This window comes from Palleniella intestinalis, from assembly GCF_013166595.1.
Lineage (GTDB): Bacteria > Bacteroidota > Bacteroidia > Bacteroidales > Bacteroidaceae > Prevotella > Prevotella intestinalis.
Map to the genome: position 1 here is coordinate 25,554 of NZ_JABKKG010000009.1, position 26,267 is coordinate 51,820.

Annotated in this window: 21 protein-coding genes; 14 read left to right on the top strand and 7 right to left on the bottom strand. The window is 45.8% G+C overall.

Annotation, left to right across the window (positions count from 1 at the left end):
- From HPS57_RS11610 to HPS57_RS11620, 3 genes are read left to right on the top strand one after another with little or no spacing between them, the layout of a single operon-like run.
- Positions 1-1,221 carry an ABC transporter permease gene (locus HPS57_RS11610; RefSeq protein ID WP_172183247.1) on the top strand — a complete coding sequence of 407 codons (1,221 nt, stop codon included), beginning with the start codon at positions 1-3 and terminating at the stop codon, positions 1,219-1,221.
- 15 nt (positions 1,222-1,236) lie between these two features.
- A complete protein-coding gene (locus HPS57_RS11615; protein ID WP_172183249.1) occupies positions 1,237-2,319 on the top strand; it encodes a sensor histidine kinase in 1,083 nt (360 codons plus the stop codon).
- Positions 2,316-3,041, top strand: a complete 726-nt coding sequence (locus HPS57_RS11620) for a LytR/AlgR family response regulator transcription factor (protein ID WP_172183251.1) — start codon at positions 2,316-2,318, stop codon at positions 3,039-3,041. The genes HPS57_RS11615 and HPS57_RS11620 overlap by 4 nt, the downstream gene beginning before the upstream one ends.
- A gap of 887 nt (positions 3,042-3,928) precedes the next feature.
- Here HPS57_RS11620 and HPS57_RS11625 read toward each other — a convergent pair.
- The 3 genes from HPS57_RS11625 to HPS57_RS11635 are packed head-to-tail and all read right to left on the bottom strand — an operon-like array spanning position 3,929 to position 5,799.
- Positions 3,929-4,531 (bottom strand): SH3 domain-containing protein, encoded by a 603-nt coding sequence (locus HPS57_RS11625; RefSeq protein WP_172183253.1) that lies wholly within the window; start codon positions 4,529-4,531, stop codon positions 3,929-3,931.
- A 14-nt stretch (positions 4,532-4,545) separates the two neighbouring features.
- Positions 4,546-5,370: a hypothetical protein gene (locus tag HPS57_RS11630; RefSeq protein WP_172183255.1), complete on the bottom strand. Its 825-nt coding sequence runs from the start codon at positions 5,368-5,370 to the stop codon at positions 4,546-4,548.
- A gap of 3 nt (positions 5,371-5,373) precedes the next feature.
- Positions 5,374-5,799, bottom strand: coding sequence for a DUF4878 domain-containing protein (locus HPS57_RS11635; protein WP_172183257.1), 426 nt, complete (start codon positions 5,797-5,799; stop codon positions 5,374-5,376).
- Between the two features lie 522 nt (positions 5,800-6,321).
- On the opposite strand from HPS57_RS11635, the gene HPS57_RS11640 reads away from it, so the two are divergent.
- Positions 6,322-6,546, top strand: coding sequence for a DUF2442 domain-containing protein (locus tag HPS57_RS11640; protein WP_253946538.1), 225 nt, complete (start codon positions 6,322-6,324; stop codon positions 6,544-6,546).
- A 28-nt stretch (positions 6,547-6,574) separates the two neighbouring features.
- On the opposite strand, the gene HPS57_RS11645 is transcribed toward HPS57_RS11640, so the two are convergent.
- Positions 6,575-7,786, bottom strand: a complete 1,212-nt coding sequence (locus tag HPS57_RS11645) for an acyloxyacyl hydrolase (RefSeq protein WP_172183259.1) — start codon at positions 7,784-7,786, stop codon at positions 6,575-6,577.
- A 43-nt stretch (positions 7,787-7,829) separates the two neighbouring features.
- On the bottom strand, positions 7,830-9,344 hold the full coding sequence (locus HPS57_RS11650) for an NAD(P)H-hydrate dehydratase (protein ID WP_172183261.1): 1,515 nt from the start codon (positions 9,342-9,344) through the stop codon (positions 7,830-7,832).
- A 139-nt stretch (positions 9,345-9,483) separates the two neighbouring features.
- On the opposite strand from HPS57_RS11650, the gene hpt reads away from it, so the two are divergent.
- The 7 genes from hpt (at position 9,484) to HPS57_RS11690 (ending at position 17,511) form a co-directional block, all read left to right on the top strand.
- Positions 9,484-10,020 (top strand): hypoxanthine phosphoribosyltransferase, encoded by a 537-nt coding sequence (gene hpt, locus HPS57_RS11655; protein WP_172183263.1) that lies wholly within the window; start codon positions 9,484-9,486, stop codon positions 10,018-10,020.
- 98 nt (positions 10,021-10,118) lie between these two features.
- Positions 10,119-10,691, top strand: a complete 573-nt coding sequence (locus HPS57_RS11660) for an adenylate kinase (RefSeq protein ID WP_172183265.1) — start codon at positions 10,119-10,121, stop codon at positions 10,689-10,691.
- Between the two features lie 55 nt (positions 10,692-10,746).
- Positions 10,747-11,943, top strand: a complete 1,197-nt coding sequence (gene obgE / locus HPS57_RS11665; protein ID WP_172183267.1) for a GTPase ObgE — start codon at positions 10,747-10,749, stop codon at positions 11,941-11,943.
- A 68-nt stretch (positions 11,944-12,011) separates the two neighbouring features.
- Positions 12,012-12,707, top strand: coding sequence for a peptidoglycan editing factor PgeF (gene pgeF, locus HPS57_RS11670; protein WP_172183269.1), 696 nt, complete (start codon positions 12,012-12,014; stop codon positions 12,705-12,707).
- Between the two features lie 156 nt (positions 12,708-12,863).
- The gene (locus HPS57_RS14355) at positions 12,864-14,249 is read left to right on the top strand and encodes a M23 family metallopeptidase (protein ID WP_253946539.1); all 1,386 of its coding nucleotides are present in this window, start codon (positions 12,864-12,866) and stop codon (positions 14,247-14,249) included.
- 591 nt (positions 14,250-14,840) lie between these two features.
- Entirely contained in the window at positions 14,841-16,751 is a 1,911-nt protein-coding gene (locus tag HPS57_RS11685; protein ID WP_172183271.1) for a glycoside hydrolase family 97 protein, read from the top strand.
- Positions 16,752-16,761: 10 nt separating this feature from the next.
- Positions 16,762-17,511: a YaaA family protein gene (locus HPS57_RS11690; RefSeq protein ID WP_172183273.1), complete on the top strand. Its 750-nt coding sequence runs from the start codon at positions 16,762-16,764 to the stop codon at positions 17,509-17,511.
- Between the two features lie 470 nt (positions 17,512-17,981).
- On the opposite strand, the gene HPS57_RS11695 is transcribed toward HPS57_RS11690, so the two are convergent.
- Both HPS57_RS11695 and HPS57_RS11700 read right to left on the bottom strand, forming a co-directional pair.
- Complete coding sequence (locus tag HPS57_RS11695; RefSeq protein WP_172183275.1) at positions 17,982-18,164, bottom strand: hypothetical protein; 183 nt, start codon at positions 18,162-18,164, stop codon at positions 17,982-17,984.
- Positions 18,165-18,257: 93 nt separating this feature from the next.
- Positions 18,258-18,611: a hypothetical protein gene (locus tag HPS57_RS11700; RefSeq protein ID WP_172183277.1), complete on the bottom strand. Its 354-nt coding sequence runs from the start codon at positions 18,609-18,611 to the stop codon at positions 18,258-18,260.
- A 138-nt stretch (positions 18,612-18,749) separates the two neighbouring features.
- Between HPS57_RS11700 and HPS57_RS11705 the strand changes: the two genes are divergently transcribed.
- The 3 genes from HPS57_RS11705 to HPS57_RS11715 all read left to right on the top strand — a co-directional run bounded on the left by HPS57_RS11705 (position 18,750) and on the right by HPS57_RS11715 (position 26,141).
- A complete protein-coding gene (locus HPS57_RS11705) occupies positions 18,750-20,495 on the top strand; it encodes an AAA family ATPase (protein ID WP_172183279.1) in 1,746 nt (581 codons plus the stop codon).
- 841 nt (positions 20,496-21,336) lie between these two features.
- Positions 21,337-21,648 carry a hypothetical protein gene (locus HPS57_RS11710; RefSeq protein ID WP_172183281.1) on the top strand — a complete coding sequence of 104 codons (312 nt, stop codon included), beginning with the start codon at positions 21,337-21,339 and terminating at the stop codon, positions 21,646-21,648.
- A gap of 158 nt (positions 21,649-21,806) precedes the next feature.
- The gene (locus tag HPS57_RS11715; protein WP_172183283.1) at positions 21,807-26,141 is read left to right on the top strand and encodes a tetratricopeptide repeat protein; all 4,335 of its coding nucleotides are present in this window, start codon (positions 21,807-21,809) and stop codon (positions 26,139-26,141) included.
- Positions 26,142-26,267: the final 126 nt, after the last annotated feature.

Sequence of the window (26,267 nt, forward strand, 5' to 3'; positions counted from 1 at the left end):
ATGAACTTTACAAATCTCATAAAAGTGGCACTAAACGCCATTGCAAACAACAAATTCCGCTCGTTCCTCTCCATGCTCGGCATTATCATCGGTGTGGCTGCGGTCATCATCATGATGGCTATCGGACAAGGCTCGAAAGAGAGTGTGCGGGCGAATATCTCACAGATGGGCACCAACATCATCATGGTGCGTCCGGGAGCAGACATGCGTGGAGGAGTAAGGCAAGACCCGAGTGCCATGCAGACCCTGAAGGTCGAGGACTACAAGTCCATTCAGGCCGAGGCGAAGTTCATCACTTATGTCAGTCCGGAGGTGTCAAGTTCAGGCCAGTGCATCTATGGCGCGAACAACACCTCCACATCAATCTATGGCGAAAGCACCGACTATCTCAGCATCAAGCAGTGGACTGTGGAGGACGGCAGCATGTTCACCGACGAGGACATCAAGAAGAGTGCCAAGGTGTGCGTGATAGGCAAGACTGTTGTCGATGAGCTTTTCCCAAACGGGGCTGACCCGATAGGCAAGACAATACGCTTCAAGTCCATCCCTTTCCGTGTCATCGGTGTGCTGAAGTCAAAAGGTTACAACAGTTTCGGAATGGACCAGGACAATCTGATTGTCGCCCCTTACACCACCGTCATGAAGCGAATACAGGCACAGACGTATCTCAGCAACATCAACTGTTCTGCCATTACAGAGGAGATGACCGAGGAGGCCATTGCCGAACTGACGAGCATTCTCCGCACAAACCATAAGCTGAAGGACGATGCCGATGACGATTTCACCATCCATTCGCAGCAGGAGATGATGGAGACGATGACCTCAACGATGGACACAATAACCATTATCCTTGTCGTTGCGGCGGCTTTCTCACTTCTTGTCGCCGGCATAGGCATCATGAACATCATGCTTGTGTCCGTCACAGAGCGCACGAAAGAGATTGGTCTGCGTATGTCCGTGGGCGCGAGAAGCATAGACATCAGCAACCAGTTCCTTATCGAATCGATCATGATAAGCATCACGGGAGGCATTCTCGGTGTCTGTGTCGGATATGTCGGGACAATGGTCTGCAGCGGATTGTTCCACCTTCCCACCTCCATTCCCATGTGGAGCATTGTCGTCAGCTTCATCGTCTGCACAATCATCGGAGTTGGTTTCGGCTATTTCCCTGCACGCAAGGCCGCGATGATGGACCCGATAGAGGCTATCCGCTATGAATAAAATGAACAGCAAACTATGATACAAAAGACAATAGAACGTTACACAGAACCGCTCATCCATCTTGTTGGATGGGCTGTGCTGTTTGGTCTGCCACTGATTTTCGCCGACCGCAACTCAGGCATAAACTGGCCGGAGTTCGTCCGCCGCCTTAATGGTCCGTTGGACATCCTTGCCGTTTTCTACCTCAATTACCTGTTCCTTGTTCCAAAACTCTACCTTAATGGGAAGAAAAGGAGCTTCGCTTTGTCAAACATCATCGTATGTCTGCTGGGCTGCATCTTCATGGTCTATTGGGAACATACCTTCCGGCAGTTGGGCGGCTTTGCCCATTCCGCTGCCAACGTCCGCCGTTTCGCCCCTCCGCCGCGTGAATTCTTCATCATGCGCGATGTCATCATGCAAATTCTCTGCATCATTTTCGCCACGACCATACGCACAAGCAAGGAATGGGGCAGGGCAGAGGCTGCGCGCAAGGAGGCGGAGCTCGGCAGGACGGAGGCTGAACTGAGGAACCTGCGCAGCCAAATCAATCCGCACTTCTTGCTCAACACGCTGAACAATATCTATGCCCTCATACAGTTCAACGGGGAGAAAGCGCAGGAAGCGGTGCTTGACCTGAGCAAGCTCCTCAGGCATGTCCTCTATGAAAACCAAAGTCCCTATGTCCCATTGGAGCAGGAGATAGGTTTCATAGAGAACTATATCCGCCTGATGCGCATCCGCCTTTCGGAGAATGTGGATGTCACTTTTGACACTCATCTGCCTGAAAACCATTCCTTGCAGGTGGCTCCTCTGCTCTACATCTCGCTGATAGAGAATGCTTTCAAGCATGGAATAAGCGCCAACGGACGTTGCTTCATACATCTTGCGATAGACACAACCTCGGACAGCATACTGCGTTTTCGGGTGGAAAACAGCAACCATCCCAAACAGCAGTCGGACAGAAGCGGGAGCGGCATAGGTCTGCATCAGGTGCAGAAGCGCCTGGACATCCTTTATCCCGGCAAATACCGGTGGACGAAAGGCACTGATGCCTCCGGCAAAGTCTATCGCTCCATACTTGAAATAGAAACCAACCCTCAAAACAGATTGCCATGAAACTACGATGCGCCATTATCGATGACGAGCCGTTGGCTCTCGACCTTCTCGAAAGTTATGTCAGGAAGACGGACTTCCTGCAACTTGTCGGACGCTACAACAGTGCGGTGAGTGCCATGGAGCATGTCAGGGAAGAGGCGGTGGACCTGCTTTTCCTCGACATACAGATGCCCGACCTCACCGGCATGGAGTTCGCGAAATATGTTGACAAGGAAACTCGCATAGTCTTCACCACGGCGTTCAGCCAATATGCGGTGGAGGGCTATCGCGCCAACGCCCTTGACTATCTGCTGAAGCCTGTCAGCTACAGTGCCTTCATGGAAGCCGCCGACAAGGCTCTCGAATGGTTTCGACTCAGCCGCAGCTCTGCATCTGAGACTTCCATGCCGCAGGTTCCGGACTGCATATTTGTCAAGAGTGAGTACCGCACGGTGCGCATCAACTTTAAGGACATCCTCTATGTGGAAGGCTTGAAGGACTATGTGAAAATCTATCTTGCAGGGCAGCCGAGGCCGGTCCTCTCCCTGATGAGCATGAAAGCGTTGGAGGAGTATCTCCCCTCGCAGCAATTCCTGAGAGTCCACCGCTCTTTCATTGTGCAGCTGGACAAGATAGAAGTCCTCGAACGCGGCAGGATTGTCTTCGGACAAACCTACATTCCTGTCTCCGAAAGCAACAAGGAGGTGATACAGGAGTATATACGCCAACGCTCCGTCCTATGATGTATTCTCGTTCGGATTACTCAATACAGTATGTTTTCTCATGCGGATTCAGAAGATTAGTGCGGATTATCCTCATTAATTCACTGAATCCGCATGATGCTTTTTTGTTCCGAAAATGTGCATGAGTTTTCTTATTCTCTATTTATCATAATTGGAAAAACATAGCTCTTCAAGGCGGAAACCCACACGTTGTGAGGTCATTCGTGACCATCCGAATAGCGAAAACTAAGTGTTTGCATAGTGAAAGGTTACCTTTGGCGCGATGAAACGTTACTAAAAGCACTGCAATCCGTTACCAAAAGCACCATGAATGGTAACGATTTGCAGTGCTTTTCTGCTTATTTGGTTTTCGAGAAAATGCTAAAGCGTTGATTGGTAGGAAGATAGTGGAAATGCTAAAATTTGCCGGATTCTTGAATTTCCCTTTCTGAAAAATCTGCAAGCGATTCTCAGAGGGCAAAAACGGCGTGAGTTTTCTTAAAATAACGTGAGTTCGACGAATTTGCAACTATCCGGTAGAATGAAGCAAAACGCCATATATACAAGTATATCTATAAAGCATTGGCAACTATTTTGTTCCTATTGTTTTTGGAGGATAGGCTTTCCTGCTTGTCCACGATCAATCAGTGGTTCTCTGTGGACAAAACGCCTTGCAGCCGTCAGATAGGATGGAAAGCCTGTCCTCCAAGCGACACTCGTACGAGATTTGATGTGAATTTTAATGATAATTTTGCTTTTACAAACAGACCCTCAAACAATTAAACTCGTCGAACTCACGTTATATTACCGAAAAATGCGCTACAAAAAAAACGGCAATCCCATAAAAAAGTCAGGATTGTCGTTTTTTTTGTATGTCTTGAATGCTTTTATCTCTTTCGGAGTGCATCCTATTCGAACTCAGAAAACTCTCCGCCGTTGAAATATAAGGTGTTGTTGAACTCGTCAAATCCCATTGGGATTGGCTTTTCAAGTTTTTCCATCTCGTTAAGAATCTCTTTCAATGGTTTTCCTTCGTCGACATATTTTGCACAACTGTATTTTGCTGTGATTTTACCATCTTTCAACTCTGCCACATAGCTTTGTGACTCAGCCGGAAGGTTCACTCGCATCCAATCCGTGTGAATCATGACATGAGTATTGTCGATTTTGTCGATGCTGATGGTGCCTTGGTGGCGTATCTTGTCCAATGGCTTTGATGATGTGAAGTATTTGCCAAACATTTCTAATGGGATATTTGCCTCGCAAGTAGTGGCAACTGCTTGAGCGACATAACCTTCTTTGCCATTGAATTCTATTTTATACCAACCATCAAGTTCCTCAATGCAAGGAACAAGAACGGTAGCTGCCAGTGTGCCGATTTTCGCGGCGGCGGTGGATGGGGCTGTCCTGACATTAACATTTCCTTTCATTGAGGAAACATACAGGGACTGCGCTTGTATGGCGTATAGCCCAACAAGCAGGAATACTATTGTCAATGACGCTTTTTTCATGACTTGTGTCTTGTTTATTGTTTGGAAATGTTACGAAGCAAAAGACCTGGAGTCCAGTGATTCCTATTCTGTGAAAGATTGAATTTTTGGCGTATCGTATTAAAACGCTCGTTTGCACCGCCGGTCACTGAGAGTTGTCCCTTTATGGCTTCCCCTACCGGTAAGGTTTGAGGAAATTTTGTCGAAACAGGATATTCTTCTCCTTCTTCGTTTCTTGCGACACCTCTGCCAAAATCAGCTACATCGATAGTATAATCCTTGCGTCCGTTGTTGGTAAGCGTGAACTCTACGACAAGATCCTTGCCGTTGGCATAGACTTTGCCGACATTGAGCATTATTTCATTGTCATAGAACACACATCCTTGCTTGTTGGAAACCGGAAATGATGGCAATTCGATGTTGTTGAACCGATAGTCGTAGTCACCGTAAGGATTCGCGTCAGTGGATTTGCTTGATTCCGGTGCTCTGCCAACAAGTTTTATTGATGTTATCTTCTCGGCGTTAAGAGGTATTTCGGAAATCCATGTGTTTATGGCTACCGGCTCTCTGGCGGGAAGGTTCACAGCACCGTAACCTATGGTTCCGTCGATAGGATATTTTCCTTCGCCGTCAATGACTACTTCGCTGTCCGAGAATGACAGGTTGACGCGATTCTCGTCTCTTGAATTGTTGTTGACGATGACAAGATTGAATTGCGCCTCATTACCGGAGCGGTGGATGCGTTCCACGTTTATGCTCATGGCAACTCCCTTGATACCATTACGGTTATTAGCGTCTATGGCATAGCTGCCGCTTGCCGCGCATAGTGCAAGCAATAACGAACAAATGACTTTTCTCATGACTTAGTTGACTCTTTCTACATACCATTTTCCATTCTCTTTTTCAAGAACAACCTCGCGGATGTAGCCTTCGCTGTCCTCAAAAAAAACTTTCGCACTTGTTGCCTCATCCGTGAAATCGCCACCTCCGATGCCGGCATGGATGCTTTTGAACGTAAATGTCTTTTGTTCTTTCTCTTCCTCTTTATAAGTTCCTTTTTCTTTCATTTCTTTCACAAGTGCAATCATCTTGTCAATCTGCTCTATGGTATAGGTGTTGGAAGGCTTGATGATTTTTTTCATGGATTCGTAGTCTCCAGTGGTTTTGCATACCAAGGCCGCTTCTGCCACTGCTTTCGGATCTGACTGGTTGACACTGTCGCTACATGACACCATTGCCATGGTCAACAGCGAAATGAGGATGGTGCGACAAAATTTGTATTTTCTCATATTCTTAAAAAACATGCTGGTCAATCCTCATCCAGCCGATAGGGTAATATTTATATATAAAAAGGTGTGAGGATTATATCGCTTCTTACCCTAAGTTCAGGTCTTGGCTTACCTACGAGATGGATAAGATTGACAGCCCCACACCGATTAAGCTTATACAATCCCTTTACGGGTGGGTATATAGCTACCGGTGCAGGTGCTATCTCAACCTAATCTTCATCTCGTTTCAGACGGCCAAGTTTGAACTTAGAAGATAAGATGTCAATAACACCTTTTTGGCGGAATTATTCCGCTATTGGTAAATCGGAAACAATGATTCTGCCTCTACAGAACTGAATCCGACTGCAAAGATAAACAAATTTTCTAAATTATGTGCGTTGAAGTTGCGAAAAATGATTTTTTATGATATAAAATTTTGTGGTTTGCAGAAAAACAAGTATTTTTACACTGAGTAACAGAAAACAATAACAGCTATGCCTGGGATAGTCTGATTTTATGGATATGATACCTCGTATAAAGAAATTGGAACCAAGGGAAAACTATCATCTTTACGTTGAGTTTGATGATGGACGCAAGGTGATGTATGATGTCAATGACGATATTCGGACATTGCCGATATTCCATGATTTGAAGGATGTGTATGGTCTTTTCAACCAAGTGCAGCTTGATGAGAGCAGGACTTGCGTTTATTGGAACGATATGATAGACCTTGCAAGTGACAGCATCTACAAATATGGAGTCCAATAAGGGCTTGTATTGAATTGTTCGATGCCGTTCAGAGGCGTATTCCTGCACCAATCATAAGGTTTTGGGGCTCATTGAAATTGCCTAAACGATAGCCCACGTTAAGGAAGAACCGGCGTGTGATGAAAGTTTTCAGCGCGAGAGACTGGTAGAAACGTTTATCCCCTTGAGGGTTTATGATGTCATAGCCGATGCCGGCATTGAGGGAGAAAACAGGCATGGTCAGTTCGGCATGTGCCGAAAGTCCGGCTTTTATCTGTTTATGGAATGGAGGGCGCATGAATTTCATTCCTTCATCATGGTTGCCTGTCACCAGATACGATGCCAGTCCGGCACTCTCGTCCCATTGTAAATCCGCAGCCGGACCTACCGCCACCCAACGGTTGAGGCGGTACATAGGGGCGAACTGAAGCCCTGCTATCCCGAAAACGCTGTTGCATAGCTGAGGCTCGGAATTTTCACCAATATAGACTATGCGCTTGCGCAAGGCTACGTAAGCCATGATATCGTAGAACCAGCGTCTGCGGTCTGCCTCCTGTTCGATGTCCGGAGCCGGCTTATGGTGCTCTTTTTGTGGATTGATTGTGTAAGCCAATCCTACTGTCGCGCCGATGGTGTTCACTCCGGCATTCGGCCATGATGTGTTGCCATTGGAATAATGGTTGGCGTTCACTCCGAGCATCATCCGCCAACGGTCGTCAAGGTCATAATGGAATTTCAGCCCGATGCCCATGTGGGCGGTCACGGAAGTGCTTACTACCGTATTCTGCTCAGCGTTTTCCCTGTTGCTATGTTTCCACCCGAACGCTGCTCCGAACTGCCATTCGTAGCCGAGCCACAACCGTTTGCTGAGATGAGCTATCGGCGCACCCTGATAAATGTATAATGAAACAGGTGTGCCGAGGACATTGTCGGCATGGAATGTGTTAATGTCAATGCCCACTCCCTGATACACCCCTTTGTATAACAAGCCCTCGCGCGTCTCCGGATTGAAGCTGAAATCCATGCGCAATGTCCCTGTCAAGTTGCTGTCTATTATCTTGCCGGCAAGGTTCTCTCCTCTAAGGCAACTGTTTGTTCCAGGCACCCATGCAGGTGAAATCTCAGTGCTGATGCGCCATTCCACCGGACGGGAGAAGCCTGTCGGTATGGTGTCAGGCTTTGCCGGCAAGCTTATTGCCATAAGGATAATGACAAGGGAGTGTATCTTGTTTCGCATCTTTACTGATATTGTTTTAATCATAGGATGTTGTGCCTAAGCCATTGGTATGAGAGGGTTGCGCCTTTTACATGAGCGACAGGAACGCTTTCGGGAGCGCATCGATGATGTCCGTGGCGATAAGGCTCTCGCATCCCTTGTCCATTGCCGCTATGTCGCCGGCAAGTCCGTGGAGGTACATGCCAAGGACGGTGGCTTCCGCCTGTGAATATCCGCGTGCCATGAGTCCCACGATGATGCCCGTCAGCACATCACCGCTGCCTGCTGTCGCCATTCCGCTGTTGCCTGTCGTGTTGAATATGACAGAACCGTCAGGCTGGCAGAGCAGGGAATAATGCCCTTTCAGGAGAATGTATGCCTGCATGCGCTGCGCCATTTCGCGCGCTTTGGCAAACCGTCCGTAGTCACTGTTGTTATCCGAACCGTCCAGACGGTCGAACTCCTTCGGGTGAGGAGTAAGCACCAGTCCCGGTGGCAGTTGCTGCAGCCATGCCCTGCGGTAGCCGAGGATGTTCAGTGCGTCGGCATCAAGCACCATCGGGCGCGAGGTGCGGCGTATCTGTGACATGAGAGTCACTGCCGTTGTGTCACGCTGCCCTATGCCCGGGCCTATTGCCACGGCGTTGTAGTGGTCAGTGTCCATCGGTTCGGAGAAGCAGTATTCATCCTTGTCGATATGCACAATCGCCTCCGGTACAGAGATTTGCATGATGTCATAGTTGCGGTCAGGGATGTGTGCCGTAACCTTTCCCACTCCGGAGCGTAAGCATGCCTTTGTCGCAAGGACGGCTGCGCCCGCCATACCATAAGAGCCGGCGATGATGAGGGCGTGCCCCATTGTGCCTTTGTGTGCGAAATCGTTGCGCTTCTTTATGAGTGACACAACGTTGTTGCGCTCAATCACTGTGAAAGGAGAAGGTGTGCTCTTTATCCAATCCTCAGAGAGGTTGATGTCAAGAACCTCTATGTCGCCGAGAAACTGTTGGCAGTCGGCGAAGTACATGCACAGTTTTTTCATCTGCAGTGTAAGGGTGAGGTCGGCGCGGATGATGCTTGAGTTTATGTTGTATGTGTTGTCCTCCGCCATAAGTCCCGAAGGCAGGTCGATGCTCACCACAGTGCTGCCTGAGGTGTTGATGTAGCTGACGAGTGATGCAAAGCCTCCGCCAAGAGGTTTGTTGAGGCCGGAACCGAAAAGTCCGTCGATTACGAGAGTCTCCTCTGTGAGCATAGGAGGGTCAAACTCATCCCTGACTTCCATGAACCTCTTCACGTGTTTGGAGTCCTGAAGCCTTGTCTTGTTGGTATGGCAGTCCTTGCTGAGATTGTTCTTTATGTTGAAGAGGTAGACAGTGACACTGTATTGCCTCTCAGCCAGCAGTCTTGCCACAGCGAGGGCATCACCTCCATTGTTTCCCGGGCCTGCAAATACTGTTATGGGAGTCACTTGACTCCAGCGTTTTGTGATAGCCTGTGTCAGTACGGTGGCGGCACGCTCCATAAGGTCAATGGAGGAAATTGGCTCATGCTCTATCGTGAAAGTGTCAAGTTCGTGTATCTGTTTGCTTGTGAATATCTTCATAGGTTTGGCATAAATAAAACGTTCATACTGTGCAAAAATACAAAATTAATGTAAATAACATGCCCCGTTTGCTGTTTTTTTATTAATTTTGTAGCAAATTTTGATTTTGCAACATTAGAAATATATTCTGTAAAGCCAAATGAAGGATATAAAACTGAAGGACAAGTCTTTCCGCCTTTCGTTGCCGGAGGCGGACATCCTTGCACGTATCAAGGAGGTTGCGGACAGGATAAACAAGGACTATGAGGGCAGAACTCCGCTGTTCCTTGCCGTGCTGAACGGTTCGTTCATGTTTGCGAGTGACCTCATGAAAGAGATTTCCGTGGACTGTGAGATAAGTTTTGTGAAGCTCGCATCGTACCAGGGCACCATGTCCACGGGCAAGGTGCATGAGGTGATAGGCATCAACGAGGACCTTCATGGCAGGGACATTGTCATTGTAGAGGACATTGTGGAGTCAGGCAAGACCATGGTGCAGATGATGGACTCGCTTGCCAACAGGCATCCTGCATCGATAAAGATATGCACACTGTTCTTCAAACCGTCAAAACTGCAGGAGGATGTGACGGTCGACTACTGCGCGTTTGAGATTCCGGACGATTTCATTGTGGGCTACGGACTGGATTATGACCAGAGAGGAAGGAATCTTAGGGACATATACACAATAATTCCGTAACGGCATGTGCGGAATAAGGTGAGGGGAAGTTAAGGAGAAAACAAACAGAAGCATGCCTCTCACAAGACATGCGACAATTAAAAATATAAGGTAAAAAGATGAAGAATATAGTGATTTTCGGTGCTCCCGGTTCAGGAAAGGGAACACAGAGTGACAAGATTATTGAGGAATTCGGAGTGGAACACATCTCAACAGGTGATGTGCTCAGAGCTGAGATAAAGGCAGGCACGGAGCTTGGCAAGACAGCTGCTGCATACATCAATGACGGCAATTTGGTGCCTGACTCACTCATCATCGACATCCTCGCATCCGTTCTTGACAGCAAGGGCAAGGACATCAAGGGCGTTATCTTTGACGGCTTCCCACGCACGATAGCCCAGGCTGAGGCTCTTGACGTCATGCTCAAGGAGCGTGGCACTGAAGTGTCAACAGTAATCGGACTGGAGGTTGACGACGCGGAGCTTATCGCGCGCATCATTGCACGTGGAAAGACCAGCGGACGTGCTGACGACAATGAGGAGACAGCCAAGAAGCGTCTTGACACATACTACGGTCAGACCCTTCCACTGAAGGATTTCTACATCGAGCAGGGCAAGTACACTAAAATCAATGGTGTCGGCTCTATTGATGACATCTATGCGGAAATCAGCAAGGCAATCAAGGCTTGCTAAGAGAACAACCGGCATCCGGTTATTAAAAGAACATACACATTAATATAAATATATTATGGAATCGAACTTCGTCGACTATGTCAAGATACAGTGCCGCTCAGGAAAGGGCGGACGCGGGTCCATGCACCTGCGCCACGTTAAGTACAATCCCAACGGCGGTCCTGACGGAGGCGACGGAGGAAACGGTGGCAGTATCATCCTTCGTGGCAACCATAACTATTGGACTCTGCTTCACCTGAAGTACCAGCGCCATTTCTTTGCCGAGCACGGCGGTAATGGCGGAAGGGACAAATGCCATGGCACAAACGGCAAGAACATCTATATCGATGTGCCTTGCGGTACTGTTGTCTATGACGCAGAGACAGGAAAATATGTTTGTGACGTGACCTATGACGGTCAGGAGGTGCTGCTTCTGAAAGGCGGTCGTGGCGGACTTGGCAATTTCCAGTTCCGCTCCGCCACCAATCAGGCACCGCGCTATGCGCAGCCGGGCGAGCCTATGCAGGAGATGACGGTAATCATGGAACTGAAACTCCTTGCCGATGTCGGACTTGTAGGTCTTCCTAATGCCGGCAAATCGACACTGCTCTCGGCTGTGTCCTCGGCGCGTCCGAAGATAGCCAACTACCCTTTCACCACCCTTGAGCCGTCCCTCGGCATCGTATCCTATCGTGACCACCAGTCATTCGTCATGGCTGACATTCCAGGAATCATCGAAGGAGCGTCAGAGGGTAAGGGACTCGGACTGCGTTTCCTGCGCCATATAGAGCGAAACTCACTCCTTCTCTTCATGGTTCCCGGCGATACGGAGAACATAAAGAAAGAGTACGAGCTCCTGCTCAACGAGCTTCGCAACTTTAACCCTGAGATGCTTGACAAGCATCGTGTGCTTGCTGTGACCAAGTGCGACCTTCTTGACGATGAGTTGTGCGAGATGCTGCGCGAGGAACTGGAGAGATCCCTCTCTTCGGACAACGAAAAACTGAAAGTTGTGTTTATCTCTTCGGTGACAGGCAAGGGCATTGACGAGCTGAAAGATATTCTTTGGGCAGAACTTAACTCAGAGAGCAACAAGCTGCTTGACATCACAAAGGACGACACCCTTGTTCACCGTGACAAGGACATGTCACGCTTCAAGCAGGAGATGCTTGCGGAAGGCGAGGACAATGTCATCTTCATTGAAGACGAAATGGATGAAGATGAGTTTGACATCGAGGAACTTGATGATTACGAAGTGGAGGATGTGGAATAGGAATCTTCATGTAAAAGAATGTGATTCTCCACAGAAAACAATAGAAATCTCCACGAAACAAGAATACAATGATGATAACGTACAATCTCTCTGACAAGGCAACGGCGTTCACAACGACACGCTCCTATGGGCGTGACAAGGACTTGTTATGTCCTGAACTCCGTGTGCCGGCAGAGCGTTTTGCACGTCCTCATCAGGTGCATGGCACTGTTGTGCGACAGTTGGCGGAGGAGTTCTTCACCCTTCCCGAGAACATCCGCACAATGCTTCTTGACGGTGTCGATGCCGTAATCTATGATGTCAAGGACGCATGTGTGGGCATCTCCACTGCCGATTGCATCCCGGTGCTTTGCTATGACCCTGAACACCATTGTGCGGCGGCTATCCATGCAGGGTGGCGCGGCACTGTCGCACGTATCGCCATTGCAGCCATAGAGCAGATGAGGCTGGCTTACGGCACTAATCCTGAGCATCTGCGCTGTGCCATAGGACCTGGAATCTCATTGGAATCCTTCGAGGTTGGCGATGAGGTATTTGACGCTTTCCGCCGGGCAGGCTTCCTGATGGAGACGATTGCGGTAAGGAAAGAGAAATGGCACCTTGACATAAAGGAGTGCAACAGGATGCAGCTCCTTTCCCTTGGTGTGCTTCCTGAAAACATAGAGGTGTCGCCCATCGACACCATGACCGACGACCGCTTCTTCAGTGCGCGTCGTGACGGTGCATCGACAGGCAGAATGCTTTCGGGCATTGTGCTGAGGTGATTATGCGATTAGGCATGCCCGGGATGACAGGCATGCAGGCATTTATGGCACACTTGCCATACCTGCCATTATTTTTCTTATGCCAAACCTCCGGCATAGGACTTTGCGACTTTATGCGGCGGACAGTCCGTTGCAGCCTGACTAAAACCAATGACTATGAAGAAGAAAACCATTATATCCATGATAGTCTGTGCCATGTGTGCCCTTACGAGTATAAATGCACAGACAACCTTTACCGTCCGAGAGCAGGAAGCCATCAGTTGTGAGACTCCGGGACTGTTTGAACGTTCCTCTGCCTTTACTGTGGATTTCGGCCAGATGGGAGAAAAAGACTACTCTTTCCCATTGCCTGTGGGCAAGGTTGACGGCATACGTTCCAACAACCATATTTCCATAAGCAGTAGCGAAGGGGATGCCGTGAAGGCAATGTTCTCCGGTGTGGTGCGCCTTTCTCGCAATACGGACAGGATAGGAAATACCATTGTGGTGCGTCATGACAACGGTTTGGAGACAGTCTATGGCAATAACGCCCAGAATCTTGTGAAGGTCGGCGACCGTGTGAAAGCCGGACAGACGATAGCTATTGTCGGAACGCGCAACAACAAGACCTACTGCGAGTTTGCCGTTATGGTAAACGGCGCGCGCCTGAATCCTGAAACACTCCTCGAACTCCGCAGTCATCGCCTGCGCCGTCAGACCCTTTTGTTTGAGAAGCAGAGTGGGGGAGTCCTTGTAAAGGTCTTGACGGAGGAGAAAGAGCAGACCTTGAAGAAGCAGGGCGGCAGGCGTCCGCCACAGCGAGGGAACATGACGAAAACGCAGAATGTCAAGGTTCAGCAGGAAACTTCCGCAAGTCAGAAATATGCAAAGAATGCGCAATATGTGGCAAAGCGGCAAGATGACGACAAAGAGGACATTGACGAGTTCCAGTCCATACAGCTTGAGGATAAGGTAAAGTCCTCGCAACGCACGGCAAAGGAGTTCGCCATAAACTTTGGTGCACTCAAACCCGAGGAATGGGCATACCCGATGAAGGGCGGCCGCGTCATCAGTCCTTTCGGCGGCAAGCGCCGTCATGCCGGCACGGACATAAAGACAAAGGCAGGCGACCCTGTCTATGCGGCTTTTGACGGTCAGGTGGTGCTCTCCGGAACACATTACGGCTATGGTCTGTGCATCATAATCCGTCATGGCAACGGTATGGAGACACTTTACAGTCATCAGTCCATGAACCAGGTGAAGGTAGGCGACTGGGTGAAAGCGGGCCAGCAGATAGGCATTGTCGGACGCACGGGACGCGCCACAACGGAACACTGTCATTTTGAGTGCCGCATCAACGGTCGTCCGTTCAACAGTGCAAGGATTTTTGACCATGGAGCGAACAAGCTGAAGAGTGTCATTCTCACATATCGTAATGGAAGTATCTATGTCTCGGACGATGCGAATTCTGTCGGAACTAAGGTCGCAGTGCATACCAAAGGTTCAAAGTCTTCGACTGCAAAACGCCGTACCGCCAAGCGCCGTACCACACGCCGTCGCTGATGTGTGGGATTGGCATATTTACATATATGTATAAGGACGATAGGCATAACACCTGCTCACAAAGAGGCTGTCTGACAATCGCTGTCAGTCAGTCTCTTTATGCTTTTTCCAAGCAATCCAGGCAAGAATTATCGGTGTACGGTAGAAAGCAAGTGCAAACAATGGAACACCTAATACGTGAGTTCGACGAATTTGCAACTATCCGGCATAATGAAGAAAAACGCTATCAAAGTACTGTGAAACGGTGCTTTGATGACATCTTCTTGTTTCAACAGGCAAATGCAAATTCATCGAACTCACGTAAAATATAAATATGGTAAACATGTCAAAGAACGCTTTTGCAAAGACGGTGCAAGGCGGATGCAATAAAGTCCACTTTGATTGCTGAGCCGAAGCCTGTCTTATGCAAAGACGGTGCAAGCTGAGAGCAGGCAGAATTTATTAAGGTATGCCGATATGCAGCTTGCCGGATGCAAAGGTACTACATTTCGCAAGCGATTCCAAATCTCATGGGGGTACAAATGGGGGTATAAATGGGGGGGGTACATCGCCTGACCATAACACTTTTATCGGGCATAAATCAATAAAGATATGAGAACATTACACATACTGATTACTCTGCTGTCGGTCTTCGCAATGACAGCGACGGCAAAGACAAAGCAATACATTGTGACATCGCCTGATAAGCGGATGACACTGACTGCCGGCATGAATAACGGACATTGGACATACAGCCTGACACGCGACGGCAGAAAACTCATAGACTCTTCGGCATTCGGGCTCTACTCAGAAAGTGGTGTGTTGATGCCTTCAGCATTGTCAAAAGCAGGTAAAGCGATTAAGAAAAGCCATAAAGGCGTGTGGAAACCGGTATGGGGCAAGCGTTCCGTGGTCAGGGATAGGTACAACGAAATTACGCTTCCTTTTGTCGATGAGCTTTCTGTTGTGTTCCGTCTCTATGATGACGGCATGGCGTTCCGTTACGTGCTTTACGGCACAGGAAGGGAATTGGCAGAGCAAACCGAGTTCCGTTTTGCCGGAGATTACAACGCTTGGTACTACAATGGTGAGCGACACAACATCGGACCGGAGAGACTTTCTGCTGCCGACGGCGAGCGGCTGCCCGTCATGACGATAGATGCCGGCGGCTGCTTCATGGCAGTCCACGAGGCTGACCTTGAGGATGTCGCGCCGATGACGCTTCATAGCAAAGCCGGAGAGCGGCTCTTTACTGTCGGCGGTGGCGGTACAAGCGTGGGCATCAATGGCGGTGGAATCCATTCCCCAAGCAAGAGCGCGTGGCGTGTGGTAATGTGTGCCGACAAGATAGGCACACTTGTCGATTCGCACATCCTTGAACTTCTTTGCCCTGAATCTATGCCGGGGCTTGATTTCTCATGGGTGAAGCCGGGTGTATGCCTGTGGGACTGGCGCATAGACGGTGCTGTGTGGGACGGTTTTGAGTACACAATGTCCTATCCGTCGTGGGTACGCATGGTTGATTTTGCTGCAAAGCAAGGCTTCCGGCATCTTGTCCTTGACGCCAACTGGTATGGCCCTGAGTTTGAGAAGAACTCCGACCCGGTGAAGGGTGATAAGGCAAAGGATGTCTGCCGCCTTATAAAATATGCGGCAGACAAGGGCGTTGGCATTTGGCTTTACCTTAATGATGTCGGTGGAAAGAACTATCCTATCGCGGAAACACTGAGACAATACCATGAGTGGGGTGCCGCCGGTGTGAAATACGGCTTTATGACGGGCGATGCAAAGGAGAAGAACCGCAAGACGAGGGAGATAACCGCGTTGTGTGCAATGAACCGCTTGCTGGTTGATTTCCATGACTATCCCATCCACCCTTACGGTCAGATGCGCACATGGCCGAATGCCGTGACGCGCGAATACTGCAAAGCGCAGCTCGACGGTCATGACATCTTCTATCCCAAGACATTCGTAACCTCGGTGTTCGTGAACATGCTTGCCGGCCCGATAGACCAGAACAACGGAATGTTTGACCTACGGCAGGGCAAGACAACACGCAAGGACAACAACCAAGAAGTGCCGTCCACCGTTGTCGCTGAGGCTGCACGCACACAGATAACATTCTCGGGTGCGACGATAATCCCCGATATTCCGGAATACTATGAGAAGCATCCGTCACTTCTGCGCTTCCTTTCGGCACAGAAGATGCCGTGGCGCGAGAGCAGGACACTGGACGGAAGGATTGGCGAATACATAGTAATGATGCGCCGGGCTGCCGACGGTGCTTATCTCGTAGGTGCCGCAACCGATGAGAACCGCCGCACAATAGACATTCCGTTGGACTTCCTTCCCAAAGGCAGCTACCACGTGGAGATAACCGAGGACGGCGACAACGCTGACTATCTGACAAACCGCGAGACGACAAAGGTGTCGCACAAAGATGTCACAAGCAAGGACACCATCACCGTCAGGCTTGCTCCCGGCGGAGGCGCCTGTCTGTTGATAACCCAGAAAACCAAATAAAAAACAACACATGCAAATACTTCTCGCTTGCGCAAAAATCATGACGGGGCAAGTGCCACGCCATTTGCCGCTGACCACCGAACCGCAATTCCAACAGGAAGCGAACGACAATGCCCTCCGGATGGCACGCTTCAGCCGTGAGGAACTGCAGGAGGTGCTGAACGTGAACAAGGAAATCGCGACAGAGAACTTCCTGCGTTTCCAGTCGTTCTTTGACGAAACGGCAAGGCTGCCCGCAGTGTTCAGCTATGACGGTATGGTGTTCCAAAAACTCGCGCCTGAGAATTTCAGCTATGACGAACTGCAATATGCCAACGAGCATCTCCTCATCGGCTCTTTCCTCTATGGGCTGTTACGCCCTCTTGACCTTGTCAACCGTTACCGTTTGGAGGGAAATGTCGTGCTGCCGGGCATCGGGATGACAATGTTCGACTATTGGAAACCTCGCCTGACGGACTGGTTTATAGAGAAAGTGAAGGCGGACGACGGCATGCTTGTCAATCTTGCGAGCGATGAGTTCCGTGGGCTCTTCGACTGGCGGCGTGTGAAAAAGGAACTTACTATTGTCACTCCGCAGTTCAAGGTGGAGAAGGCGGGCAGGCTGAAGACCATCGTCATCTACACCAAGATGTGCCGTGGCGCGATGGCAAAATGGATTCTGCAAAACAGAATCACCTCGCCTGAAGCCCTCAAGGCTTTCGAGTACGAGGGCTTTAGATACGATCCATCTGCCGGTGATTGGCTCTTCGGGAACCGATAATCTGTGGTTGTGTAATCATCACAGTATTAATGTGTTAGCGAAATGAAAATATTGGTGCAACGAAAGGTAACACTTTGCATTGTAAAAGGTAACACTTCGTATGCCAAAAGGTAACACTTTACAGTGCAAAGTGTTACCTTTTGATTTTTCAGGAATTATTTGTGCCCGGCAAATTTGTTTTCCCCAAAAAAGTTTGGTAGTTTCAAACAGTTTTGTTATCTTTGCACCGTCTTTCACAAAGATAATGCAAACCGAATGCAGTTGAGCTTGCTCATGACTGCTGAGGTGCAGCTTATCTTATGCATAAGATAGTATTGCAAAGACAATTTACTCATACATTATTAAATATATAAGACATGGCAAGTCGATTTTATTTTGAGATTATTTGTTCCACACTGCATGGCGGTGGGGCTTGCTGATTCTTATATGGATTTTAAGTAATTACATTTGGAAAAAAGCAACAAGGATTTTCATGACAGCCACAACTGTGTCCTGTCGTCAATGAAGTCCTTATTGTCCCGTCGGCTGCATGGGTCAAGAGGTGCGCTTATGCGCCTTTTGTCATGTGGTGTGTGGCAGAGGTGAAGCACGTCTCCCTCTGCTGCTACAGTGTGGCGGATGCGTTCTTTGACATGATGGTGTATTGTTTTCAAAGAGATGCCAACTTTGTGATGTTGAGAGTGTATTTTTTCCTATAAGTTTATTAGTGGTATCGTCCGGTAAAACTAAACATGATTGTAGCGCATTTATTCTGAATAATAGATGCCTGAAGATGTGGCGGAGCCACAGTCCTTTATCCCTAATACAGAGAGCATAGACTGGTAGCATAAAGGAGTGTGGTTCCACCACACAATAGAGAGAGCATTCTTGTTGTCCCCACTGCTGAAGCAGGGGGTTACCATAAGGATTGTGGCTCCGCCACACTTTACAGCGAAATCCTGTTGCAGTATGCTGGATAGGGATTGCCAAGCAGGCATCACACAACGACCGAATATCGGTCGAATAATATGTAGATGATGATGTTTTATTCGACCGATAAATCGGTCGCGCACAGAGAGTTTCGAAATACCGTGGGTTGCGCCCATGGCTACTGTATTCAACCGCTAATGCGGTTCTCCGCACAGAGGTATCCTGACATAAATTAAGGATACATTATATGTTTAGCGGACACCACTAATTTGTAATAGTCACTTATGTGTTTTTCCTATAAGTTTATTAACCCTTAAAACAATAATGATATGAGTAAATGTAACATTGTAATAAACAACATGCGCGTATGTCCTTATGACAACGACAGCAAATTGTCAAAGTCATTCGCTTTTTCCGATGATTTTGAGAAGTATAACCATTTTGTCCTTTCCCATAAAATGACAGCCTTGGCAGTCACCATGCGTGCCACAAACCTTGATTACGGTGAGATTGGAAAGAAGCCACGCAGATACCCCTTAACCGTTGCCCTGAAAGAAAACGGGCGGTTGATAACCTCCGTCGATTTCACTCTGCATGCAGCGCTATGGGTGTATGAGGAAGATCCGCATGTGGACATTCCTCTTTCGGCTGACGACATAGACACTAATGTGCCGTACACACTGGAGATTGTCCATAAGAAGACAGGCGAACTGATGGCTTCAAAGACAATAGCTTTCTTCCGCCCGGAGGTGCTGCATGTGCGCCATATACAGCTTGTGGAGGCATATTTGGAGGAGGATGGCATGCGCTACCGCAACCTCTGTCTTGGTGAGTGTGAGCGTAGAAAACTTGTGCTCTCTTTTGTGAACATGGGCTTCCGGCCGGAGTGTATGCCGGAGATTGCCGTCAGGATGCATTATCACAGCTGCACCGATGATTTGCAGATAGTCCCTCTTGACCACCGGGGCGGTGACATGTACACTGCGGAGATAGAGGTGCTGCCGTGGTACGAGAACCGTGGCGTGATTTATATAGAGGTGCTGCTGTTGGGGAAATGTATCGGAGGAGTCCTCTTCTCCTTGGACCGCAAGAAGGAGGAGGGAGTGTACAAAGACGACGAACTGCTTCCGATAGATCGTTACCTGCCGGAAAAAGGCATGGAGATTATGGATGCGCGAATCGGCTCATGCGAGCCGGAGGAGGAAGAAAAGCCTGAACCCCTGACGACGCTTGACCACATGGTGGGGCTGGAGGATGTCAAGGCAAAGTTGCACGACTATTCTGTGCTGATGAACTTCTTCCGTATGCGCAAGGAAGGTGGGCTGCCCACCGCCATTCCACCGCTCCATGCCATGTTCCTTGGCTCTCCGGGAACAGGGAAGACGACTGTCGCCGGCATTATCGGCACCATGCTTCATGATATGGGAATGCTCTCCAAAGGCCATGTGGTGGTGAGGGAGCGCGCCACACTCCTCGGACAGTTCTACAGTTCGGAGTCGGAGAAGACACTCGAAGCGTTGGAGGAGGCGCAGGGCGGCATACTCTTCATAGATGAGGCGTACCAGCTTTTCCAGCCTGACGACCCGAAAGATCCGGGACGCTTTGTCCTTGACACGCTGATGACCGCCTTGGCGGACGAGAGCCGCCGTGACTGGATGCTGATATTGGCAGGCTACACCGAGCCTACACAACAGCTGCTTACGTTGAATCCGGGACTGTCGTCGCGCATCCCGCAGAGCAACATCTACCGTTTTGAAGACTATTCCCCCTCACAGCTCAGTGAGATTGCGGAACGTTATCTCGCCAAGAACAATTATGCCATGACTGCCGATGCGCAGCAGGCGATAAGGTCTCTCATGGCAACCGACTACAGCAACCGTGGCAAGGATTTCGGCAATGCGCGCCATGTGATGAATGTCATACAGACGGGTATCATCCCCTCCATGGCACGCCGCCTGTCCTCTGTTGCTTCTCCTACCATGGAGCAGCTCACCACCATTATGGCAATGGATGTGCCACAACCAATGAAACAACCTCTTAACAAGCGTCGGCAAGTAGGATTCCCTACCTGCTGACGCTTTTTTATGATATGTTTCTCAAAATCTTTTGTTATCCCTCGAAGAAATAAAAGAATCAAAAGAATTATCTTTTATGCATAATAACCCATGCAATGACGAAGCAATGTTTCTTTTGTTTCTTTGTATTCTTTGAGCCGCATCTCTCACAGTAATCCCTCAAAGTTTTTTGTTATCCCTCGAAGAAATGAAAGAATCAAAAGAATTTTCTTTTATGTATAATAGACCATGCAATGATGAAACCGTTTCTTTTTATTCTTTGTATTCTTAGAACGATTATAATATTATCCTCATGCGGCTTCTTTGATTTCGGGATTTAAAAAATCTTACATTTGTTAAAAGTGGGAAATATTTTGACAATAGAAACTATTGATTTTTGAGACCATTTTCTTTATAAACCGCAAAATGCTGCACAAAACAATGCGTTTGAGCAATTCCTCGAATCATCTTATACTTTTCGCATGATAAAGTAGTACTTTATGTATGGTAAAGTTATACTTTTTACACTGCAAAGTTATACCTTTTATTCCCTATTTTGATACAAAAAGAGGTGGTTGAATAAATAGCCACACATCTAATCGTTTGATACATAATATGTTATGTTTTGCTTATATTCTATACCTTTTCAAAACCCACCTCACGAATATCCATAGAAATGTTAAAATTGCATAGTGCATATCATCCATGTGCCTACCGTTGCAAGTGCAAATCCGTGTTTCCACCTCTCAGAAACATTTCTGTAAAATTTCTGTTCAAAATTGTTGGATGCTCCAAAAATAATGATTACCTTTGTAACCAAGAATTATATATTGACTTAACTTTTACAGAAAGATTATACCTAATGAACAATACAGACGTAATAAAATCTCTTTTGGAGTTCGCTCATGGTGTCACCCAAGCTCCTGAATTAGCGCAGCTCCTGAATGTGTTATACAAGTCTAACACACATTCTCCACAACATATTTCTGCACGGTCTGTTGACAGTGCTATTGAATGTATGGAAAAATTGTGGCATTCTGGTATATCACGCTCCAACGTATATAGTAACAAGGAACAAAGAGAATTTGATGAAAAATATTCTTCAATGTTGGCTGAATTCTTGAAAGAGTACATAAAAGGTTATTTGAAGCTAAGAGGGTTGTTGGATGATTGATTTCATGGAAATCCTATGATACATGATAATTTATCAATGATCCTGCCATCGTCAGTAGGTGTACACGAACACCATCAACCATATGTGCAGACGCAGAAAAGTGTCTCAGAACTGCTGAAATTGAAATTATAGTATTAGTAAACCAAAAGTTTTGAGTTATGGAAAACATTCAAGAACAACTAAAAAATCAATACAACAAGTCTATAGACTTCTATAATAAAGGAGACTATGAACATTATTTTTTCCATGTCAGAAAAAGCATAGAATTAATCTGTAAATTTCTGATTTTTGACGCATTAAAAATAAAAGGTGAGGAAGACAAAGCCCCATACATCATATCTGGTGGTTATTCTTTTAGTATTGACAATGACCAAAAGATATGCAATTTAACAACAAAGGCTCAGTCAAGAGAACCTGAAGGCTCGTTTTTTATTCAGCTTGCCAGATACACGATGTATTATGTTTTTCCTCCTCTTTTTAACCCTGGTCAGTCCCCTAAGCCAAACAGAATAAAGTTCAAAATAGACACTTGTTTTGACTCTATGAAGGACTACTATAACACTGCAAGTGAAATAGTGCATACTGCCGATTCTTCACTTAACGAGAAAGCTCAAGCTGATTCTTGTGCTGCATTTTTTGTAAAAGCATTTAATGATTTAAAATCACAAGTGAGTGAAGATGCTGTAGTATTTTTCTCTTCTTTGGATTTGCCAGTAGAAAGCGAAGTAAAACCAAATACAGACATTGAGAAAGTTATTCAAGTGAGCAATGATTTTTCTGTTTTAAACAGTATAACGAACAATTTGGAGCAATCAACAGATGAATATTATGTTGCATTTCTTCCCGAAATGCTATCTGATAACTATGGTCAAATTTTAGGGAAAGAGAGGCTTCGAGACATATTCCGCTTAGATTGGCAATTCATTGTTGATCTTAATAGAAAAACGCCAGATGGCATTTATGAACAAGCTCCATTGGACAAGAAATCTTCTATCCGCATAATTACCGACGATATCAGTGAAGTAACAGGTGCCTCAAATTTGATTAATTGGATGTTCGCAAAAGGGCGCATGGACTTAGGGGAATTTGATGACAAAACCACCTTGAAAAATATCCCGAAACTCTTTTCCAAAATATTTTCAAAACTTGTAACGACTGGTTCAACTAAGGATTACATAATCTTTGATTTTTCAGATAATGCTTTTGGACTTACAGAGAAACTTTTCTTTAAGTTAGAGGATGTTTTTGACGATTGGGATACTGCTGCAAATCGATGTAAGATTGTTTCATTCACAAGCAACTTGGCGTATAAAGAAAAACTTGAAGAATGGGCAAAATATTCTGGCGTTCAAGTTTCCTTTGTTGAAGCTACATTCGCAGATTTCTTGGTGCATTTAAGTGAAATGAAACCAGCCAAAGATGCTTATGAATCAAAAATCTTATTAAGAGGTAAATCACTAGATATCTCCGAAGCAAGAGAACGTTTTCATGCAGCAGGTATTGATTTCTATTGTCCTTCAAAAAATAAATCAGAAAAGCCACAATGGGATTTCTATTCTGGGGCAGAGATTACATGGGAGGAATTAGAGCAGCAATGTGATGTTCAACGTGACTTGTACAGGATTGTACGTTCAAAAATAACGGACTTGATTCGTACAATTCGCAAGACTTCCATTTTTACTCTTCGCCATCGACCCGGTAGCGGTGCTACAACTTTAGCAAAAAGACTTGGCTATGATATAACAAAAGATGATGAGAGTGGACTCTTATCATGTACTGTCGTAGATATTAGAAATTGTAGTAATATTCGCATTACTGACCAATATCTGTGTCAACTCTCGGAAAAAACAGACAACATCCCTATCCTTGCTATTGTTGAGTCTAAACATATCGGTAGAGACAAATTTGACAATTTGGTAAAACGAATGTCTGATGCAGGAAAGAAAATTTTATTCTTTTATATTGAACCTTGTACAGGGCAATATCCTGATAAAAAGAAAAATGTTGTTCTTCTTGAATCTGCATTACAAGCCAATGAGTTACTACGATTTGAGCAGAAGTATAAACAGTTAGGGCTAGATGAGTCACTTTTGGAAAATCAGAAGAAACACAATAATCATCTAGAAGTTGTTGATTTTCCTTTAATGCTTAGAGATAAGGAAACTAGTCAAAACCTATGTTCTTATGTACAGGAATGGATGGGGGTATTACCAGAAAATCTTGTTAAATTCTGTGCTTTTGTTGGTTTTGTCTTTAAATATTCTGATCTTGGTGTAAATCAGACTTTATTGAAGTCAATATGGAAAGTAGATAAAAGATTTTCTATAATGTTATATCAACCAAAGGTAGTAAGCGCAATTAAAAAATTGTTAGTAGAAGAAACTATAGATGGTTCTAATACTGGCATATGGCGTCCTCGTTATAATAGATTCTCTACATTCATTCTTAGTGCTTATAAGTCAAATTGGGAAGCTGGTCTATCTGAAATAGCAAAAGAATTTATATCTCTGTGCAAAAATGCTGGCGAGTTAGGCTCTGATGATAAAGACATGCTTTATAGTGTTTTTGTCATAAGAAAAAATGCAGATTACAGAGCTCTTGAAGATAGAGCTGCAAATATAAGGAATAAATTTTCTCTACTGGTAAAAGACCTTAATGATAATGAGAGAGCGGAAGCTTTATTCTATTCCTTAGTGGAAGCCTTTCCTGAAGATGCTATCTTTAGAGGACATTTTGCTCGTTTTTTGTATGAAAAAGCAAATATGAGTAAATTTATAACTATTGATGACCGTTTGTTTATTGATGCTCAAAGTCAGCTTAACCAAGCTTTCAACATTAATCCGGACGATACGGATTTATACCATATGCAGGGTATGTTACTTCGGCGAAGGATAAATGCTCTCATGAGGATGTTCCAGAGAGATGTTCAAACAAAAGATTTTGAAGAAATCGAGATCAGAGAAATTCGAGATTGTCTTGAAGATTGGGTTCAAAGGGCTTATGAAGCGTTTGAAAAAAGTATTGATTTAAGTCCTGCAAGTCCTTATGGATATGCTGCAGAAAGTCAACTATTTAGGGAAGCCATAGAGTTCGGGCGGAAATTGCTTCAAGCAACGGACTATTCTTTCTGCGAAACAGATTATGTTTTCTCTGAATACACAGAAAAATTAGGTGTTGTTCTTGATTTGTTTGAACAAATATGCTATGCATTTAAGAATGAAGGATTGACACAAATCCTTAATTCATATTGCATATATGAAAGTGTAAGAGCATATCATGAGAATCTTGTTGGCAGAAATATAGAATCGATAAAGAAATATCGCAAAATGTATAGCAATGCGAGTGATGAGAAGAAGTTATTTTATGGTAATTTACTTCTCAAATCTATAGTGTATAGTAAAACTTCTACCAAAGATACCCGTAAAGCATATAGAAATCTGACAAGACAGGAACGTAATGAGATTGAAGGTATACTTGAGTTTCAAAAAAACAAGGGTGATATTAAGAGTTATGAAACAATGTTTATGATAAAACTCTATAGTCCAGAAGACTACTCTCTTGATGAAACTATTGATTTGCTTAAAGAATGGGAAAGTCAATATGACGAAAACATCAAGTTTGGATGGGGATACCTAAACGTATGCTTTTATTTGGCAGTTTGTTATTGTGCTAAATCCATTAAGGGAGCTGTTCCGAATCTTGAATTAACCTCACTTGCTTCCACTTATTTTAAAAAGTCAGAAGATTTTGCGAAGAAATTTGATAAAGGAACAGTTTTACCTCAATGCTATTTAGGTGAAAGAGATGACATTCATTGTATCATAGACAAGAATATGAAGGATACCGATGCGGATACAATTACAGGTGTTATACATCATATAAATAAGAATAAAGGTATACTCAAAATGCGTTGCGGAGTTGAAGTCACGTTTAATGCAAAAGGTTTTGATATACTTCATGATGAAGGTCAGACATTACGTGGTGTTTTAGGATTTTCTTATAGTGGTCCTGGTTTATACGATTTTAGACCGGAAAACGTAGGTGATAGGGCTGAGGTATATGATGAACAAGATGGAACCGAAACAACGTTTGAAGATTTAGAGGAATTTTATGTTCCGTCAGAAATTCTAGTAGAAGAACCGATGGGTGAAGAAGAACCAAAGAAAACAGAAAAGCCCCAGCTTAAAGTAGTAGACAAAATTGATCTTACGCAGTTTAAGAAAAGAATAAACAAAAAGACGAATTCAACAAATAATTTAGATCATTATGAAGATGGCGAGATTGTCCATGGTACAATAAATATAGGTCTTAGATCAGTGAAAGGGCCAAAAGGTCTTTGTACTGTTGATCACAAGAATGGTTTTGCCGTTTCTCCAAAAGTTTGCGATTATGAAGCAATAAAGAATGTTGTATTCAAAGTAAAGGTTGGTAAGAATCATGATAATCCGTCTTTACCTTGGTATTATGCAACTGATATCCGTCCTGATGAATAATGCAGTGCAAAAATATTTTTGATAGCGGTAACTATCAGCATAATTCGCATTGCTAATCTACCAACGACTTATGGGTCGCGCGTGGGTTGCCGATGCAATTGGATGAATATAATAGTGGAGTATAGA

Coding starts and splice junctions, on each gene's coding strand:
- HPS57_RS11610 (WP_172183247.1), top strand. CDS start 1: ATGAACTTTACAAATCTCATAAAAGTGGCACTAAACGCCATTGCAAAC.
- HPS57_RS11615 (WP_172183249.1), top strand. CDS start 1,237: ATGATACAAAAGACAATAGAACGTTACACAGAACCGCTCATCCATCTT.
- HPS57_RS11620 (WP_172183251.1), top strand. CDS start 2,316: ATGAAACTACGATGCGCCATTATCGATGACGAGCCGTTGGCTCTCGAC.
- HPS57_RS11625 (WP_172183253.1), bottom strand. CDS start 4,531: ATGAAAAAAGCGTCATTGACAATAGTATTCCTGCTTGTTGGGCTATAC.
- HPS57_RS11630 (WP_172183255.1), bottom strand. CDS start 5,370: ATGAGAAAAGTCATTTGTTCGTTATTGCTTGCACTATGCGCGGCAAGC.
- HPS57_RS11635 (WP_172183257.1), bottom strand. CDS start 5,799: ATGAGAAAATACAAATTTTGTCGCACCATCCTCATTTCGCTGTTGACC.
- HPS57_RS11645 (WP_172183259.1), bottom strand. CDS start 7,786: ATGATTAAAACAATATCAGTAAAGATGCGAAACAAGATACACTCCCTT.
- HPS57_RS11650 (WP_172183261.1), bottom strand. CDS start 9,344: ATGAAGATATTCACAAGCAAACAGATACACGAACTTGACACTTTCACG.
- hpt (WP_172183263.1), top strand. CDS start 9,484: ATGAAGGATATAAAACTGAAGGACAAGTCTTTCCGCCTTTCGTTGCCG.
- HPS57_RS11660 (WP_172183265.1), top strand. CDS start 10,119: ATGAAGAATATAGTGATTTTCGGTGCTCCCGGTTCAGGAAAGGGAACA.
- obgE (WP_172183267.1), top strand. CDS start 10,747: ATGGAATCGAACTTCGTCGACTATGTCAAGATACAGTGCCGCTCAGGA.
- pgeF (WP_172183269.1), top strand. CDS start 12,012: ATGATGATAACGTACAATCTCTCTGACAAGGCAACGGCGTTCACAACG.
- HPS57_RS14355 (WP_253946539.1), top strand. CDS start 12,864: ATGAAGAAGAAAACCATTATATCCATGATAGTCTGTGCCATGTGTGCC.
- HPS57_RS11685 (WP_172183271.1), top strand. CDS start 14,841: ATGAGAACATTACACATACTGATTACTCTGCTGTCGGTCTTCGCAATG.
- HPS57_RS11690 (WP_172183273.1), top strand. CDS start 16,762: ATGCAAATACTTCTCGCTTGCGCAAAAATCATGACGGGGCAAGTGCCA.
- HPS57_RS11705 (WP_172183279.1), top strand. CDS start 18,750: ATGAGTAAATGTAACATTGTAATAAACAACATGCGCGTATGTCCTTAT.
- HPS57_RS11710 (WP_172183281.1), top strand. CDS start 21,337: ATGAACAATACAGACGTAATAAAATCTCTTTTGGAGTTCGCTCATGGT.
- HPS57_RS11715 (WP_172183283.1), top strand. CDS start 21,807: ATGGAAAACATTCAAGAACAACTAAAAAATCAATACAACAAGTCTATA.